The following is a 16,033-nucleotide window of genomic DNA, read 5'->3' as shown; positions in this document are numbered from 1 at the left end:
CATGAATTTGGTATCGTTGTTCTCGGCTCAGGTGTGTATAGGGCATCGTGTCTTTCCATGACGGCTAGGTCGGGGAGGACATCCTATGCCTCCTGAGCCAACCTAGCTTTTTAACGATGCACTTTGTTGTTGAATCCGCGTCATCACTTTTCACTGTCAGGCATCGGCCGCGCCTGCTGCATGAGCCCTTCCATCTGCTGGCGAACTTGCTCTTGCACCTGACGGCTGTGCTCTTGCAAATTGCCCGCCCGCTCCAGGGCCGCATCCGTAGCGACGGCTGCGGCACCGGAAGCGGCACCTGCCGGGGCGCGCGCGGCCGTCAACTGCTTTTTGGCCAGCATGCCCACGATGGCCAACACCACGACCAAACCAACCAGTCCGAACACTCCACGCATATGTGACTCCTTGCCGATGACAGACAGGACAAGACGCGGCCTCCTTAGCTCTGAATCTGCAGCTTCGGTGGAAGCTTCGTCTTCCACTCTTTGAACAGCACTAGGTCGCAATCGACTTCCACGCCGCCCGACTGCCCTACGAGCTCCAGTTCTCCGACACGCGCCACGTTCTCGACCTTGTAGGCATTTGACATGAGCTGCAGGACGGCTTGCTTATATCTCGTGTCATCGTTACCCTTCAGGTGGTCCCCCTTCATCTCCAGCACCACGTAGCGGTCATCTTTGGAATCATGCTGAACGGCAAAGATGAAGTCCGGGTAGATGCGCTCGCGCTTCCAACCCTGCACGTGAAAATTCGAGCGAGCGACGTTGCGATGCCACCAACGCAGTGCGGCCTCGCCATCCAGATAAACGGCAATGTCCCGCTCATCCGGGTTGGAGAAGTCGCCCTTGTAGACCGGGGAAAAAATGCTCTTGGTGAGGGGTAAACCATCCTTGCCAGCGAGCTGTTCAGCGCCTTCCGGCTCGTAAGTCTCCGCCTCCATTGGCATCCGCCAATTGCGACCATCGGAACGCAGCCGGAACTGAATGCGGCCAGCAGCCACTTCCGCACGAAACAGGGCTTCCGCCTTGATGTCTCGCTGTTCCACAAGCCAAGCGCGCAGTTCCTCCACGACCAGACTGGCGATGCTGCCGAGCTTGGCCTCTGTGAAGCCGCGTTCCGTCAGGCCATCGCGCACCGCGCCCACAATGTCCCGCCCGATCCAGGGGTTCGAGACGACGTCCCCAATCATCCGAACGGCATAGGTAACATCGAAGCGCAGCCGCTCATCATTGAAGCCTGTCACTTCATCCACGATGCGCTGATCACCGCTGTCAGCGAGCGATATGCGCCGCATCTGGCGCTCTGCACCTGAAGCGTTGTCCGGGATCTTGGCAACGAACGGCGCCACTTCAAGCCCTGCCCAATCCACCGAAAACAGCACGTCTTCTTCGTAGTCCAGCGGGCGCTGCACTCCGTCTGCCACACGCAGTACCTGAGGCAAGAAAATCTCCGCCTTGGCAAAGCTGGGCCTACGATTCACCTTGCGCGCGCCGGGTGAGTTCGACCCGTTACTCAACTTGACCTCTTGCACCAGATCGCCCATGCCATCGCTTTCTAGGCCGCTCTTGATGGCCGCAACCACTTCGGAGGTCTCCCCGTGATGGGTGATGACGTAGCACTCATCCAACGCGGCGATGCCCGTCCGTGAGGCTTGAGGCTGACGCAGGATTCGCCCAATTAGCTGCGTCATGGCCGACAGATTGGAACTGGCGGACAAGGCGCATAGCACATAGGCAAAGGGGCAGTCCCAGCCTTCCTGCAAGGCTTGTTTGGTGATGATGACCCTCACGCGATTCATCGGACTCATCAGATCCTGGTTTTCGTTCGCCGACAGGTCGTTGGTGTCTGCCGTCTTGACCGCTATCTCAGGCTCTTCAAAGCCTGCCGTGGACAGCAGCCACTCCTTAACGTCAAGCGCGTGGATGTGTTCCCCATCGCGCTGGTCACTGCCCGTGCGTTGAACTTGCACCAGAAGGATGGGACGGATGTAGCGACCAGATTCCGCCTGAAAACTGCTCGCGGTCTGGTCCAAAGAGCGGATGCGTTCGACCGCTGCAGCCAAGGTGGCGTGCCAATCAGCCCCCTGTCGCGGATCGAGGTTCAAAGGCATCTTGATCATGCCCTCGCGGTCCAGGTCCTTGCCGCTAACTTCCACGAGGACGGGTGCATACAGAGCTGGCAATGGGTTCTTGCCGGTCTTGGCAGCAACGTCCTTAGGAGTGGCCGTCAGCTCGAGCACGAAACACGGATTGAAGCCGTACAACGTGGAAACCGCCAGGGCAGACATGGCCTTGTGCCCCTCATCAAGGACCACCACCGGGCGAATCAGCCGCAACGCATTGCCCAAAGAATCCTTGACCTGTGGCCACGGATAGGACGAGCCTGCCAGATCGTAGATATCCATGTTGGGAGTGGCCTTGAGGGCGACCGCATGGGCCTCTTGATCTCCTTCTGGCGGAAAGAATCCGCGCACATCGCCCCTGTCCCTGAACATCTTCAGGGACTCTTTGTTTTCGCGGTTCGATGACTGCAACATGAGCAACATCAGGCAAAGATGGCTCTCAACGTCGCGAGCGTCCAGCACATCGTCTTTTTCGAGGATCCGAACAGCGTTCCCCGAAATCAGATCAAGGGTCTGCCTGTTGGGGTGCTGGCGATTGAGGAACTGCGCCTTGGTCTGGGCGTAGATCGCTTCGTTCGGCACGACCCACAGCACCAAGCCCGTCACTTTCGAGAGATAGCGCGCAAAAATCGGCACCAGGGACTGCACGCCCAGAAACGTCTTGCCGCCACCTGTGGGCACTTTCAAGACGACATTGGGAACAGGCCGACCTACGCCGTCCTTGCGCGAGGTAAACGGCAGCCCAACGCGCGAGGCTGGAAGCCAGCCATCTGCGCGCAACGCCTCCCAGGCCTTCTCGGTGAAGTCAGGGACTGGCCGAATCAGGTCAGGGTCCGTTTCCACCGCGTTGGCGGCAGAAATTTTGTCGGCCTTGACCTTCTGCTGAGCGAGGGCCAAAACATATCGATCCAGTTGCTGCAGGGCCTTGGTTTGGTATTCAAGCTGGCGCATCGCCATCATCAGCCCCGATCGACGCGGTACAGCGCCCAAGGCAGCGGAGCGTACTCCACCGGCACCTTGGCCTCGTCCAGCAACTTCTGAGAAACGAACTTGGCGGGCGCAAAGACCAGATGGCGCTTTCCGGGCTTGGCCGCTACTAAGGCCTGCGCTTTCGCCAGTGTCAGCGCGGCGTCCTTGCACTTGAGGAAATCCAACGCAGGCTTGTAAATCAGCCATACGTGATAGATGGCAGATTCGCCCAGGTAGCCGTCCTGCTCACTCATGCCAGAGGGGTTGAACGCCTCGTTAGTGGCCATGTGGAACAGCAAAGCTCCCAACTGCTCAAACGAAGGCAGTACTTCGCCCGTGAGCATTCGATCCAGGTCTACGGCCTCACCCAAAGTGCAGTAAGTGAACTCGCCGCCCAGGCCTTCCATGCGTTCGGCGATCTGCTTGACACCTTCAACCAGAAGCACGCCGTCCTTGATCTTCTTCTCTACCTTGTCGTACTGCGAGCCTTCCAAGTTCTCTATGGCCGCAATGTCATCCAACAGCTTGTCGGCCTTCTTGAGGTCGGTGAACGTAAATGGCCTGTTCAGCAATTCGGTTCTATGATTCCCCTGGAACGCATAGCCATTGATCACTCTGCGCAGGCGCTCTGCCGTCAAGGCATCGGCATAGCCCTCACACTCCACGAGGATGAACTTGCGGTCACCGCCGTCGGACTTGTTAGCAGCCAGGACCGCATGACCAGTGGTGCCGGATCCCGCGAAAGAGTCCAGCACTATGGAGTGTTCAGTGGTGGCCAGCTCAAGTATCCGACTCAGCAGGGCAACTGGCTTCGGCGTCACGAACACATCATCTGCACGCTCGAAATCCAGAATACTAAGCAGTTCTTTCTTTGCATCCTGTGTGTGGCCGACTTCAGAATGCTCCCATAAAGTCTGAGGAACACGACCTGACTTAACCTCAGAAAGAAACCGCTTTATCGCTGGAATGTTGTTCCCATCCTCACCCCACCAGATTCGGCCATCACGATCCATTTCCTTGAATTTGGACTCCTTGACGCGCCAGTAATTACCACCCGGCGGGCCATCGATCACACGCCCAGATGGGCAAGTAATCGGATACACACCTTCGCTGTAATAGTTACGGGCAGATAGATCCCCTGGCTTCCACGGACCACGCGCATCATTGTCTGGATTGGAGTAGCGCGCATTCATGTCATCCGTACGCTCCAAGAGATTGGGACGCCAGACTTCCTTTTTTTTGGCATAGACCAGCAGATAGTCGTGGTCTTCGGAAAAATACTGCGCAGAAGGTTTTGGCGAGTAATTCTTGTGCCAGATGCAGGTGGCAACAAAATTATGCTCACCAAAAATGCCGTCCAGCATTGACCTGGCCCTGTGGACCTCGTTGTCATCCAACGTGATCCAGATGCTGCCTGCGTCGCTGAGCAATTCATGCAGCAGGCGCAAGCGTGGCCACATCATGGCGCACCATTTGTCGTGCCTCAGCCCGTCCTCAATCCCGATCGGATTGGACCGCAGCCACTCCTGCAGCATGGGGCTGTTCACATTGTCGTTGTACGACCAACCTTCATTTCCCGTGTTGTAAGGCGGGTCAATGAACACGCAGTCCACCCGACCGGCGTACATCGGCAATAGCGACTTGAGGGCATGGAGGTTGTCGCCCTGGATCACGAGATTGCCGTCCAAGCGCGGCTGTCCCACCGACTTCTGCGGATCGGGCACCAGCGGCCGATGGGGCACCGTCAAATGGTGATTGAAAACGAACTCTTTGCCTTTGAAGAATAGTTCTGACACCGCGGTCCTTCCGTTTTGCTGTTCGTAGCAACTCCGTGGCGCTGATCGCCTGTGAGCTTGCGCTGGGCCAACGACCCCAGAAGCCCTACCAACGGGCTTTTTTTGTGCATGGTGCCGGGGCCCGAACTCCGCAACCGTATTACAACGGACAGAAAAGAAAAAACCCCGCTACCTTACTGGTAGCAGGGCTTCCTTATCTTTTGGGGTGGCTGATGGGGCTCGAACCCACGACAACAGGAATCACAATCCTGGACTCTACCAACTGAGCTACAGCCACCGTAGCCTGCGATTATAGCCCGGGATTTTCAAGCAAAGAAAAACCCCGATCACTTTTCTGCGGACACCTACTCCACTGCCGCTGGGCGGGGCGCCTTGATCTGAGCCTTGAAGCGTTGTTTGAGCAGTTCGTAATAGGCAAGACCCTCAGCTGCGGTCAACCATTGCACGTACTGCTGGCGCTCCTGAAACGCTCGCTGGGGGTCGGGCGCCTGGCGTGCGATGACCCGGTTGACCTTGACCACGGCATAGCCTTCGCCGCTAAGGTCAACGCCCACCCAGCCTGGCAATGCATCGGTGGGGCTGCGCAGCGCTGCGTCAACGATCGTTCGGGGCAGGTTCTGGGGCTGTTCGCGCGAGATTTCCAGCGCTGCGCCCAAACCCGTGGCGCTTGCCGGGGCGGCCTTCCATGCAGCCAGTTTCGCCGCACCTTCCTGGCGCGCCATTTCGGCGGATTTTTCAGCCACATACAGCGCCCGCACGCGAAGGCGCACGTCGTCCAGCGGGAGGGTCTTGGCAGGGGTGTAGGCCACAACCCGTCCGGCGACCAGCTGACTGGGGCCGATTTCGACGGCTTCGGTATTGCGCTTGTTCTCCAGCGAGTCGGCTGAAAACAGCGCCTCGATGAACTTCGCATTGCCCAGGGCGCCCTGCGCGCCTGGGGCCGGCGTGCGCGTAAGACCCGTGGCAGCCTGAAGCTTGAGCTTGAGTTTGTCAGCCACGGGCTGAAGGCTGTCAGCCTGCTCGTACACGCTGTTGGAGAAAACCTCTGCCACCTCGGCAAACTTGCGTTGTGCCTGCTGTTGCTTGAGCTCGGCCTCCAGGGTGGGGCGAAGCTCTTCGAAAGACGGTTGGCGCGGGGTCTTGATGTCGGTGAGCTGGATGACGTGGTAGCCGAAATCGGTCTCCACGACATCGCTGATTTCACCCTTTTTCAACCCGAAGACTTCCGTCTCGAACGGCTTGACCATCGCGCCCCGCGCGAAAAAGCCCAGGTCGCCGCCTGCAATGGCTGAACCGGTGTCATCCGACGATTTTTTGGCGACATCGGCAAAGCTCGAAGGCGTTTTGCGAACCTGCTCCAGCAGTTGCGTTGCGCGAGCCATGGCTTTTTCGCGGTCGGCGGTGGAGGCATCTTTGGATGCATTGACCAGGATGTGACTGGCGCGCCGCTCTTCCTTGCCGCCAAGGCGGTCAAGGTTTTCCTTGTAATAGCTGCGCAGGTCGTCCTCATTGAGCGTCAGGCCGGCGCGCACGGCGTCCAGGTCGAGCACAACATACTCGATGGACGCCTGCTCCTGTTGCTGAAACCGGGCCGGATGCGCCTTGTAGTAAGCCTCCAGGTCGGCCTCCGAAGGAGATACCTTGCTCGCAAAATCCTGGGCCTTGAAGCGCACCACCTGCACCTCGCGGCGCTCGTACAGGGCGTCCATGGCCACCTTGGCCTGGGCATTGGTACCAAAGGCCGTGCTGATGACGCCTCCCATCACCTGACTGATCGAAAGGTCCTGGCGGACGTTGGCCTCAAAGCCCTCGGGAGTCAGCCCCTGGCTTGCGACCAGGTTGCGGTATGCCTCTGCGTCGAGTGTGCCGTCCGCACGGCGCAGGCCGGCAATGGCAGGGATTTCCTGCAGGCTGCGTGCCAGCCGCGCGTCCGTGGTTGCCAAGTGCATGTCTTTCACGGCCGCGGCGAGAACTCGGTCGCGAACCATGCGCTCCAGGGTGGCATATCGGGCCTGTGGCGAGTCCAGAAGCTTCGGATCTACCCCAGGCGACTGGGCACGCAGACGGTCGCTTTCGATTCGATGCGCGTTGTCCCACTCGGCCTGCTTGATATCGACACCATCGACGCGGGCCACTACCGGGCTTTTTTCAGTGAAGTAGTTGGAATCGATACCCACCAGCACAAACGAAGGAATGATCAGCAAGAACAATAAGATCATGACGATCTTGGAGTGCTTGCGGATGGCTTCAAACATGGTCGATCTTTCAGAGGACAAAAAAACAAAAGGCGAACAAGTGTTCGCCTTTGTTCGGTGATGGTGGGTCCTGACGGTCTCGAACCGCCGACCTACTCCGTGTAAAGGAGCCGCTCTACCAACTGAGCTAAGGACCCCACCTGAACTTGAAGGTCAGTTCAAGGCGTCTTTGAGGGCCTTGCCAGGACGGAACTTCGGAACTTTAGCAGCTTTGATTTTAATCGTAGCTCCGGTGCGGGGATTGCGACCCGTGCGCGCAGCGCGCTTGCCCACGGCAAAGGTGCCGAAACCGACGAGCGAGACAGTACCGCCCTTCTTCAGAGTCTTCTTGACTGCCTCGATCGTGGATTCCAGGGCACGCGCGGCAGCGGCCTTGGAGATGTCGGCGTTGTTAGCGATGTGCTCGATCAATTCGGTTTTGTTCACAAGAGGCCTCTCGGGGAAAGAGTTGATGGTTGTCTCGGGGGAATCTGGTTTTTACACAGCAAAGCGCTACCTTGGAGGTCGCCGGAATTTGGGGGTGTAATGGTTGGCAAAAACAGCGTGGACGCGGCTTGAGGGTAAAGCCATTGAGTTCCGTGTGTCAATACAACACGTTGTCTCGCGCCAGCAAACCGCCCAGATTCTAGTCGCATTTCAAGGTGCGGCAGGGCGTGCGAGGCTGTCGTGTCGCATACACGCCGTATGGGCAGCATTACGTATTGACAGCACCCGCGCAGCGCGGCCTATAAGCACGCCGGACCTGGAGCGTCGAAAGCGAGATTCGACCCCAGCAAGGGCAGTTTTTGCAGAATTTGCAGCCCTATCGCCGAGCCATGGGGCAAAAGGCGGCGCTCTTGAAGAGCAGCGACGCCAAAAATGGACCATTGCGGTCGATTGGCAGACGACGGTCTCCAAGTCCGTCAGGCGCCTCGCGTCGCGTCATGCTCAGATCGCACTGGCGACCGCGCGCCCCACATCCTCAGTGCCTGCATTGCCCCCAAGGTCCGGCGTGCGCGGCGCGCCGCTATGCGGATTCAGAACCTTCTCGATGGCGACGAGCACCGCATCGTGGGCATCGCGGTAGCCCAGAAAATCCAGCATCATCGCGCCGCACCATATCTGGCCGATCGGGTTGGCGATGCCCCTGCCAGCAATATCCGGTGCCGAGCCGTGCACCGGCTCAAACAGTGAGGGCATGGTGCGCGATGGATTGAGGTTGGCGCTGGGCGCAATGCCGATCGTGCCAGTGCAGGCCGGCCCCAGGTCGGACAGGATGTCGCCGAACAGGTTGCTGGCGACCACCACGTCAAACATGTCCGGGCGCTGCACAAAGTGCGCGGTGAGGATGTCGATATGGAACTTGTCCACTGTCACATCGGGATATGCATGCGCCATCGCGGCCACCCGTTCGTCCCAGTACGGCATGGTGATGGCGATGCCGTTGGACTTGGTGGCGCTGGTCAGGTGCTTTTTGGGGCGTGACCGGGCCAGCTCGAACGCAAATTTCAGAACGCGATCCACACCGTGGCGGGACATCACGGTTTCCTGCATCACGATCTCGCGCGCGGTGCCCTCGAACATGCGGCCTCCGATGCTGGAGTACTCGCCTTCGGTGTTTTCGCGCACGATCATCATGTCGATCTCGCCGGGCATGCGCGGGCTGCCATCGCGGCGCACCACCGGCGCGATCACGCCAGGCATCAGGCGCGCGGGTCGCAAATTGACGTACTGGTCAAACTCGCGCCGGAACAGCAGCAGCGAACCCCACAGCGAAACATGATCGGCAATCTTCTCGGGCCAGCCCACCGCGCCGAAATAGATGGCCTCGTGCCCGCCAATCTGGTCCTTCCAGTTGTCGGGCAGCATCTTTCGGTGCCTGGCGTAGTAATCCCAGCTTGAAAAATCGAAATGGTCGAACTGCAGGTCAATGCCAAAGCGGCGGGCCGCAGCATCCATCACGCGCAGGCCTTCGGGCATGACTTCCTTGCCGATGCCGTCGCCAGCAATCACAGCGATGCGGTGCTTGGCCATGAAATAGCTCCTGAAACAATGGCTTGATGTTCATGGGGAGCCGCCGCCCTGAAGCCCATGACGCTCAACACGCTTATCTGACGCGTGCGCGGATCTCAGGCAGCGCCTTTTGCAGGTAATACACCATCGACCACACCGTCAGCACGGCCGATATCCATATCAGCCACGTCCCCCAGACGCCCGTATCCACCACGCCAAAAAGGCGACCGTCGTACAGCAGGAAGGGGATGGCCACCATCTGGACTGTGGTCTTGACCTTGCCAATCATGTGCACAGCCACGCTTTTGCTGGCGCCAATCTGCGCCATCCATTCGCGCAAGGCCGATATCGCTATCTCGCGCCCGATGATGATGAGCGCCACAAAGACGTCTGCGCGCTGCAGATGCACCAGAACCAGCAGCGACGCGCACACCAAAAACTTGTCTGCCACCGGATCGAGAAAAGCGCCGAATGACGAAGTCTGGTTCAACTTGCGCGCAAGGTAGCCGTCCAGCCAGTCCGTGGCGGCAAACACCACAAACATCACCGTGGCAATCAGGTTGCGCGTGGCGGGGTCAATAGGTGCATAGAACACCCCCACGATCAAAGGTATCGCGACGATGCGCGTCCAGGTCATCAGGGTGGGGATCGTCCAGAACATGAGGATGATTGTGTCATGACTGAAGTGCGGTCCGGCGCTTGCGCGGCACGCAGTCAGCCAGCAACTGCGACGGAGCCTGACGGAGCGCTGCTCCCGGTACGGCAACGCGACGGCAACTGCGCTGCCTGCCGCCTCGGCGTGCAGGTTCAGCGCAAGGCCCGGTAGATTTCTTCGGCCAGTTCGCGCGATATGCCCTCGACCGTGGCCAGGTCTTCCATGCTGGCCGAGGCCACGCCACGAACGCCGCCAAAGCGCTGCAGAAGCCGCGCGCGCTTCTTGGGGCCGACGCCGGGTATCTCCTCCAGTTGACTTCCGCCCACGCGCACTTTGGCGCGTGCCGCACGCATGCCCGTGATGGCAAAACGGTGGGCCTCGTCGCGGATCTGGGCCACCAGCATGAGCGCTGCCGAATCCTTGCCCAGGTAGACCTTCTCGCGGCCATCGGCGAACACGAGCTCTTCCAGCCCGACCTTGCGGCCCTCGCCTTTTTCAACGCCGACGATGCGCGAAAGGTCCAGCCCCAGCGACGTAAACACTTCCCGCGCCACGCTGACCTGGCCCTTGCCACCGTCGATCAGTACCAGGTCGGGCAGCCGCGCCACGCCCTTGGGCTTGACAGCTTCATCGCCCCCCGGGGCAGGATGGGCGGCAAAGTCGATGCCACCCGCCTCGCGGGCAGCATCAGCCACCTTGCTGTAGCGGCGGGTGAGTACCTGGCGCATGGCAGCATAGTCGTCGCCCCCTGTAATGCCCTCGATCTTGTAGCGACGGTATTCGCTGCTCTGCATCTTGTGGTGGTGAAACACCACGCACGAGGCCTGCGTCGATTCGCCCGCCGTGTGCGAGATGTCAAAACACTCGATGGTGAGCAGGTCCAGCTCATCAGGCGGCAGGTCCAGCGCCTCGGCCAGGGCCCGGGTGCGGGCCTGCTGCGAGCCTTCCTCGGCCAGCAGCCGGGCCAGCTGCAGGTCGGCATTCTTTTGCGCCATGTCCAGCCAGGCGCGGCGTTGCTCGCGCGGCTGGTGCACCGCAGTCACGCGGGTCCCGCACTGCTCACCCAGCGCCTGCAGCAGACCCTTGTCCACCGGCTCGCTGGTGACCAGCACGGGGGGCACCGGCACCCCGAGATAGTGTTGGGCAATGAAGGCTTCGAGCACCTGCACCTCGACCGGTTTGGGGGCGCGTCGCTCCTGCGGGGCGGCCAGGTTGCACTCGCCGTGCCCATCAGGCGCCCCAGCGGCACCATCCTCGGGCGCATCTGCGGCTGACGATCCGGGCGCGCCCTGCTCGGGCTCTTCTTCGAAGATGGCGGCAGCATCTTCCACATGCACAGGGAAGTACGGCCGGTCACCCAGGTGCCGCCCCCCACGCACCATGGCCAGGTTCACACAAGCGCGGCCGCCCTGCACCCGCACGGCCAGCACGTCCACATCCCTGTCATCGGCAATCTCGATGGACTGCTGGTGCAGCACCCGAGACAGCGCCTGGATCTGGTTGCGCACGTCGGCCGCCTGCTCGAACTCCAGGCGGTCCGAGTGCGCCATCATGCGCGCCTCCAAGGCACGCAGCACCTCCTGCGTCTCGCCACGCAACAAAGCCTCAGCGTGCTGCACATCCGCCGCATAGGCCTGGCGCGAAATCAAATCCACGCAGGGCCCGGTGCAGCGTTTGATCTGGTAGAGCAGGCATGGCCGCGTTCGGTTGGCAAACACGGTGTCTTCACAGGTGCGCAGGCGAAACACCTTTTGCAGCAACTGGATGGTCTCCTTGACCGCCCAGGCGCTGGGGTACGGCCCGAAATAGCGGTGCTTCTTGTCCACCGCGCCGCGGTAGTAGGCCATGCGCGGAAACACTTGGCCCAGCGCATCGCCCGCAGCGCCCTCGGTGCCAGTGATCTTGAGGTAGGGGTAGCTCTTGTCGTCCCTGAACAGAATGTTGAACTTGGGGTTCAGTGTCTTGATCAGGTTGTTTTCCAGCAGCAGCGCCTCGGCCTCGGAGCGCACCACCGTGGTCTCCAGCCGCGCAATCTTGCTGACCATGTGGCCGATCCGCGTCCCCCCATGGTTCTTGGTGAAGTAGCTGGACACGCGGCGCTTGAGGTGCCGGGCCTTGCCCACATACAACAGCGCGCCCTGGGCGTCGAAATAGCGGTACACCCCCGGCAATGGCGGCAGCGCGGCCACCTGCGCCAGGATCTCTTCGGAATGCACGTCAGACATGCGCGTATTGTGGCTGTGCGCGCGGCCGGGCTGAGTCGCCATCAAATCAACAGCGGCTGGCGTTTATCCAACACGCGCAAACATCTATGAAGAAGCGCCGGAGCATCGGACTCGCAGGGGTCATGGCTTGGGCTTCGGTCGCGATGGGTGACACTGGCTTGCCCACATTCAGCGGGGCAACTGTCTTGCGCGGATGGCGTCAAAATCGGCAGGCAACAGCTGCAGGGCTTGTGCTGTGCGTGCGCTTGCAAGAATCTTTCTTCAGCGTGGCGCGGCGGCTGGCGGCCGACCTGCGCTCGCAACCACCTCCACCCGCCCCATGACCATGCACCGCCCCCTTCCTACCCTGCAATGGGATGTGTTCTGTCGCGTGATCGACAACTTTGGCGACATCGGCGTGTGCTGGCGTCTGGTGGCGCAATTGGCGGGCCTGGGACACCGCGTGCGCCTCTGGGTGGACGATGCATCGGCGCTGCAATGGATGGCCCCTGGTGGCTGCCCCGGGGTGGAGGTACGCCCCTGGGGCGCGCCGCCGCCGGGGCCGAACGAGACGCCAACCGATGTGATGGTGGAGGCATTCGGCTGCGATATTGCTCCCGAATTTGTAGCATATTGCATAAATTCCACAGGCGCACATGGGCAAAATCGCTCCAAGCCTGTCTGGATCAATCTGGAGTACCTGTCGGCAGAGGCTTACGTGGCGCGCACCCACCGCCTGCCCTCACCCATCCTGTCGGGCCCGGCGTCGGGGTGGACGCGGTGGTTCTTCTACCCCGGCTTCACTGCGGGCACCGGCGGCCTGCTGCGCGAGCCCCACCTGATGGAGCAGCGCGAGGCGTTTGACCCCAGCGTCTGGCGCGCAGAGCATCGGGCCCTGTTCAACGGGGCAGGCGAAGCGCCGGGCACCCGCTGGGTGTCGCTGTTCTGTTACGAGCCCCCTGCACTCAGCAACCTGCTACAGCAGTGTGCGCTGCAGCCTACCCAGTTGCTGGTCACCCCTGGCCGGCCCACAGCCGCTGTTCGGGCCGCGCTGGGCGAGCCCACAGGCAGCGCAACGCAGCAGCTTCGACAAGACCAGCGGGGGCTGCTGTCCTTGTCCTACATCCCCCACCGGCCCCAGGCAGCGTTTGACGAGCTGCTGTGGGCCTGCGACTTCAACGCCGTAAGGGGCGAGGACTCTCTGGTGCGTGCCCTGTGGGCGGGCCAAGCCTTTGTGTGGCACATCTACCCGCAGCATGACAACGCCCACCACGACAAACTCTGGGCTTTTCTGGACTGGCTGCAGGCCCCGCAATCGCTGCGGCGGTTCCATGCCACCTGGAACGGGCTGGACAGCGCGCGCCTGCAATGGCCCGATGACGACACCCTGGCCGAGTGGACAATGTGCGCGCGCGCGGCACGGCAACGCCTGCTGACGCAAGACGACCTCACCACGCAAATCCTGCGGTTTGTAGCCGAAAAACGGTAAAATCCAAGGCTTTGCGCAATTCAGGCGCTGCACACCCGTGCCCAGCCTTGCGCACTTTTGCCGCAGAACATGCATGGGCACGGCGCGCCTTCTGAGCCCCAGAAGACCTCCTGCCCCCGCGTTGAGCGGCCCCAACCCAAGCAACCTGCTATGAAAATCGCTCAAGAAATCCGCGCCGGCAACGTCATCATGCACGGCAAGGACCCCATGGTGGTCCTGAAGACCGAATACGCCCGCGGCGGCCGCGGTGCAGCCACCGTGCGCATGAAGCTCAAGAGCCTCATCGGCAACTTCGGAACTGAAGTCGTGTTCAAGGCCGACGACAAGATCGACAACGTCATCCTCGACAAGAAGGAGTGCACCTACTCCTACTTTGCCGACCCCATGTACGTGTGCATGGACACCGAGTACAACCAGTACGAAGTGGAAGCCGAGAACATGGGCGACTCGCTGAACTACCTGGAAGACGGCATGGCTGTTGAAGTGGTGTTCTACGACGGCAAGGCCATCTCGGTCGAACTGCCCACCAGCGTCGAGCGCGAAATCACCTGGACCGAACCTGCCGTCAAGGGCGACACGTCCGGCAAGGTCATGAAGCCCGCCAAAATCGCCACCGGCTTTGAAGTGCCCGTACCCCTGTTCGTGAGCCAGGGCGACAAAATCGAAATCGACACCCGCACCGGCGAATACCGCAAGCGCGTGTAAACCTGCGTGCAGCACTTCGTGAACGCTGCGCTCAACGAAGTTTGCAATGGAATTGCAGTGTTCGAGTTCGAGACCCGGATCGGTGCGGATCGTGCGCGCGTAGCTGCTCTACTGAAAGAGGTGGGGGCGCTTCTCGACAAGATGGACTCGCCACACGAGTAGCCGTTCGCGAACACGACAACGCCCGCCCTGCGCGGGCGTTGTTCTATGCGCCCGCTGCGATGCGCCTGACCGCCTCAGCCGCATCGACGATGTCGATGCCCTGATGACTGCCCAGGGGCAGCAGATGCTTGAGATCCCCCGAGACGATCAGATCGGCGCGCGCTGCGACAGCGGCGGCAATGACCTGATCGTCATCGACATGCGCAATAAAAGCCATAACTTCCCGTTATTTGCCTTGTGCATTTGTGATGGCTTGGTAGCGGCGAATCCACTTACGATGCAGACTCAAGACTACGACTATGCACGATGATTTTTACCTACACTGATGCGCAAGTGGGCCAGGTCATAACCTGGCAGGATGTGTTGCAAGACTTGCCCCTAGCATTCGAGTCTTTGCGCACAGGCGACGCCGCCATACAAGTGCGCCAGCGCATTGACTGCGGCAGCTACAAACTCAGCGGCATGGGGGCGGTATGGGAGAGCCGCAAAGTAGCCGCCTACAAAACCTACACCAGTGTGCAAGGGCAGTTCAACTTTTTACTCAACTTGTTTGACTTGGCCACGGGCGAGCACCACGTCATGCCTGCAGGCGAGATCACCCGCGCCAGAACGGCCGCTATGACCACTTGGGTCGCCCGTGAAACAGTGAATCCTGGCGCTAAGAAGTTGGCCCTGTTTGGCCTGGGAATTCAAGGAAGAACCCACTTGGAAGCCTTGCAAGCCGCCTTGAATTTTCAAGAAATTGCGGTGGTGGATACCGCCGATGTGGCCAGCAGCTGTGCGCTACTGGCGGCACAACTGGGCGTGGAGGTTTACCAAACTTCGCCCCAGGTAGCGGTCACTGGCGCAGATTTGGTGGTGACCATTACGCGTTCGAAAGAGCCCGTGTTTGATGGGGCATGGCTCAAAGGCGGTGCCTGTGTGTGTGCCGTGGGCACGAGCTTGCCCAACGGCAGCGAAATAGACGCCACCACGCGCCTGCGCAGCAACCGCGTCATCGTGGAGTGGAAGCCCCAAAGTTTGGTAGAGGCGGGCGAGATTGTGCAAGGGCTGGCCGACCAAAGCCTCGACATGGAACGCATTGCCGATTTGGCGCAGATGCTGGCTTCTAGGACGCCTTGGCGCAGCGCGGCCAAAGATGTGATGCTGTTTAAGGCCGTGGGCGTGGGGCTCAGTGACTTGGTGGCAGCACGCCTGGCAGTACAGCGTCTGCACCATCCGCAGAAAAATAGTACGACATCCGCTGCTGTGGATTGAGCCACTCCAGCACATCGGGCGGCAAACGGACCAACGGGGTCACGGACCAACGGGGTCAGGTCTTGCCTTTTGCCTCCCCTCCGCACAAACTTCCCTTCCATCCAACTCGGCGGAGTTTGTGAGTATGGCAAGACCCTTGCGCATCGAGTTCCCCGGCGCTGTGTATTACGTGACTTCTCGGGGCGACCGGCGCGAGCCCATCGTACTGGGCGACGAGGATCGCGAAGACCTGTTAGGCGTTTTGGGCCAGGCGCTGCATCGGTTTGATGCATGCGCTCTGGCATGGTCCTGAATCCGTGACCCCAATCCCCCGGGTTCCGTAATCGCACAGAAACCGGGCAGAGAAACCCCGATATTCACCCCCAGTCCGGCCATTTCAACGCAACAAACCCGACCGGCACCCCAGATATACGCTCATCATGCCCTG

At 60.6% G+C, this 16,033-nt stretch carries 13 protein-coding genes and 2 tRNA genes; 4 read left to right on the top strand and 11 right to left on the bottom strand.

What is annotated here, in order from left to right; all coding sequences use genetic code 11:
• Positions 1 to 143 precede the first annotated feature (143 nt).
• The 10 genes from ACK543_RS06445 to uvrC form a co-directional block, all read right to left on the bottom strand.
• The gene (locus ACK543_RS06445; RefSeq protein WP_409942021.1) at positions 144 to 395 is read right to left on the bottom strand and encodes a hypothetical protein; all 252 of its coding nucleotides are present in this window, start codon (positions 393 to 395) and stop codon (positions 144 to 146) included.
• A 44-nt stretch (positions 396 to 439) separates the two neighbouring features.
• A complete protein-coding gene (locus ACK543_RS06440; protein WP_409942020.1) occupies positions 440 to 3,082 on the bottom strand; it encodes a DEAD/DEAH box helicase in 2,643 nt (880 codons plus the stop codon).
• The gene (locus ACK543_RS06435; protein WP_409942019.1) at positions 3,082 to 4,887 is read right to left on the bottom strand and encodes a site-specific DNA-methyltransferase; all 1,806 of its coding nucleotides are present in this window, start codon (positions 4,885 to 4,887) and stop codon (positions 3,082 to 3,084) included. Before ACK543_RS06435 ends, ACK543_RS06440 begins: the two co-directional genes overlap by 1 nt.
• Before the next feature lie 201 nt (positions 4,888 to 5,088).
• Positions 5,089 to 5,164: transfer RNA gene (locus tag ACK543_RS06430), tRNA-His, on the bottom strand.
• Positions 5,165 to 5,231: 67 nt separating this feature from the next.
• The gene (locus tag ACK543_RS06425) at positions 5,232 to 7,142 is read right to left on the bottom strand and encodes a SurA N-terminal domain-containing protein (protein WP_409942018.1); all 1,911 of its coding nucleotides are present in this window, start codon (positions 7,140 to 7,142) and stop codon (positions 5,232 to 5,234) included.
• A gap of 61 nt (positions 7,143 to 7,203) precedes the next feature.
• Positions 7,204 to 7,279: transfer RNA gene (locus ACK543_RS06420), tRNA-Val, on the bottom strand.
• 16 nt (positions 7,280 to 7,295) lie between these two features.
• Positions 7,296 to 7,568, bottom strand: a complete 273-nt coding sequence (locus ACK543_RS06415; RefSeq protein WP_011805814.1) for an HU family DNA-binding protein — start codon at positions 7,566 to 7,568, stop codon at positions 7,296 to 7,298.
• Between the two features lie 501 nt (positions 7,569 to 8,069).
• Positions 8,070 to 9,155 (bottom strand): tartrate dehydrogenase, encoded by a 1,086-nt coding sequence (locus tag ACK543_RS06410; protein WP_409942017.1) that lies wholly within the window; start codon positions 9,153 to 9,155, stop codon positions 8,070 to 8,072.
• Between the two features lie 73 nt (positions 9,156 to 9,228).
• The gene (gene pgsA, locus ACK543_RS06405) at positions 9,229 to 9,795 is read right to left on the bottom strand and encodes a CDP-diacylglycerol--glycerol-3-phosphate 3-phosphatidyltransferase (protein WP_409942016.1); all 567 of its coding nucleotides are present in this window, start codon (positions 9,793 to 9,795) and stop codon (positions 9,229 to 9,231) included.
• A 146-nt stretch (positions 9,796 to 9,941) separates the two neighbouring features.
• Complete coding sequence (gene uvrC, locus ACK543_RS06400) at positions 9,942 to 12,014, bottom strand: excinuclease ABC subunit UvrC (protein WP_409942015.1); 2,073 nt, start codon at positions 12,012 to 12,014, stop codon at positions 9,942 to 9,944.
• Positions 12,015 to 12,339: 325 nt separating this feature from the next.
• Between uvrC and earP the strand changes: the two genes are divergently transcribed.
• Both earP and efp read left to right on the top strand, forming a co-directional pair.
• Entirely contained in the window at positions 12,340 to 13,482 is a 1,143-nt protein-coding gene (earP, locus tag ACK543_RS06395; protein WP_409942022.1) for an elongation factor P maturation arginine rhamnosyltransferase EarP, read from the top strand.
• 150 nt (positions 13,483 to 13,632) lie between these two features.
• Positions 13,633 to 14,187, top strand: coding sequence for an elongation factor P (efp, locus tag ACK543_RS06390; RefSeq protein ID WP_108616691.1), 555 nt, complete (start codon positions 13,633 to 13,635; stop codon positions 14,185 to 14,187).
• A 205-nt stretch (positions 14,188 to 14,392) separates the two neighbouring features.
• Here efp and ACK543_RS06385 read toward each other — a convergent pair whose 3' ends face one another.
• Positions 14,393 to 14,566 carry a hypothetical protein gene (locus ACK543_RS06385; RefSeq protein ID WP_409942014.1) on the bottom strand — a complete coding sequence of 58 codons (174 nt, stop codon included), beginning with the start codon at positions 14,564 to 14,566 and terminating at the stop codon, positions 14,393 to 14,395.
• Positions 14,567 to 14,655: 89 nt separating this feature from the next.
• Here ACK543_RS06385 and ACK543_RS06380 point away from each other — a divergent pair, with 89 nt between their 5' ends.
• Both ACK543_RS06380 and ACK543_RS06375 read left to right on the top strand, forming a co-directional pair.
• Positions 14,656 to 15,606 carry an ornithine cyclodeaminase family protein gene (locus tag ACK543_RS06380; protein WP_409942013.1) on the top strand — a complete coding sequence of 317 codons (951 nt, stop codon included), beginning with the start codon at positions 14,656 to 14,658 and terminating at the stop codon, positions 15,604 to 15,606.
• A 124-nt stretch (positions 15,607 to 15,730) separates the two neighbouring features.
• Positions 15,731 to 15,898 (top strand): hypothetical protein, encoded by a 168-nt coding sequence (locus tag ACK543_RS06375; protein ID WP_409942012.1) that lies wholly within the window; start codon positions 15,731 to 15,733, stop codon positions 15,896 to 15,898.
• Positions 15,899 to 16,033: the final 135 nt, after the last annotated feature.

The sequence above is a fragment of the Acidovorax sp. genome, from assembly GCF_046341535.1.
Lineage (GTDB): Bacteria > Pseudomonadota > Gammaproteobacteria > Burkholderiales > Burkholderiaceae_C > Acidovorax.
This window is presented reverse-complemented; position numbering and strand designations above follow the sequence as displayed.